Genomic DNA, 1,278 nt, shown 5'->3' with positions numbered 1-1,278 from the left:
GGTCACGGTCGGCGGGCTGACTGGCATCCACCAGTTCGTTTCGGTCGGCGCGCACGCCATGGTCGGCTTTACAAGCGCGGTGTCTCAAGCCGTGCCGCCCTTCATGCTGGTCGACGGCAATCCGCTGGCTGTGCGCGGCTTCAACGTCGTCGGCCTGCGCCGGCGAGATTTTTCCGCCCAGCGGCTCGCGGCAGTGAAGCAGATGCACCGCCTGCTGTACCGCCAGGGCAAGACGCTCGAAGAGGCGCGCGCCGGGATTGCTGAGCTCGCGACGGAAATGCCGGAAGCGGCAGGCGACGTCGCGCTGATGGAAGCCTTCCTCGCCAGCTCGACGCGCGGCATCGCGCGCTGACGTGACAGCAATGCAGAAGGACGGGCAGCGGCGTTTCGCGCTGGTCGCGGGCGAAGCTTCCGGCGACCTGCTCGCTGGCCTGCTGCGCGACGGCCTTCAGGCCCTCTGGCCCGGCCGCGAGACCGTTGGCATCGTCGGTCCGCGCATGCTGGCCCATGGCCTGCAGAGCTGGTGGCCGCAGGAAAAGCTCGCGGTGCGCGGCTACATCGAGGTGCTGCGGCATTACGCCGAGATAGCCGGCATCCGCCGCAAGCTCAAGGCCCGGCTGCTGCAGGAGCGCCCTGAGCTCTTCATCGGCGTCGATGCGCCCGATTTCAACCTCGACCTCGAGGCCGGCCTGCGTAGCCACGGCATGAAGACGGTGCACTTCGTTTGCCCGTCGATCTGGGCCTGGCGGCCGGAGCGCGTCGAGAAGATCCGGGCTGCGGCCGACCATGTCTTGTGCATCTTCCCGTTCGAGCCCGCGTTGCTGGCAGAGCACGGCGTGGCCGCGAGCTATGTTGGCCACCCGATAGCCAACGTGATCCCGATGACGCCCGACCGCGCCGCTGCACGCGCCGCGCTGGGCCTGACGCCCGATGCACAGGTCGTCGCCTTGCTGCCGGGCAGCCGTCGCTCCGAGATTCGCTACCTGGCTGCGCGCTTCTTCGCTGCAGCCGCACTGATGCAGAAGGTGCGGCCAGAACTCCAGTTCGTTGCGCCCATCCTGCCGGGCCTGCGTGCCGAGGTCGAGGCGATGCTGCAGGCCAGCGGCATGACTGGGCGCGTGAGGCTGCTCGACGGCCAGTCGCACGCCGCGCTGGCCGCCTGCGACGTCACGCTGATCGCCAGCGGCACCGCCACGCTCGAGGCTGCGCTGTTCAAGCGGCCGATGGTCATCGCCTACAACATGAATGCGCTGTCGTGGCGTTTCATGCAGCGTAAGC

At 68.5% G+C, this 1,278-nt stretch carries 1 protein-coding gene and 1 pseudogene; both read left to right on the top strand.

What is annotated here, in order from left to right:
• Positions 1–352 (top strand): annotated as a pseudogene (locus ACSFA3_RS23945) (acyl-ACP--UDP-N-acetylglucosamine O-acyltransferase); the annotation flags it as partial.
• A gap of 10 nt (positions 353–362) precedes the next feature.
• On the top strand, positions 363–1,278 hold a 916-nt coding region (gene lpxB, locus ACSFA3_RS23940; protein ID WP_435507893.1), incomplete at its 3' end, for a lipid-A-disaccharide synthase.

The sequence above is a fragment of the Variovorax glucosi genome (assembly GCF_051216695.1).
GTDB lineage: Bacteria > Pseudomonadota > Gammaproteobacteria > Burkholderiales > Burkholderiaceae_C > Variovorax.
The sequence above is the reverse complement of the archived record's forward strand: the minus strand, read 5'-3'. Positions and strand labels throughout refer to the sequence as shown.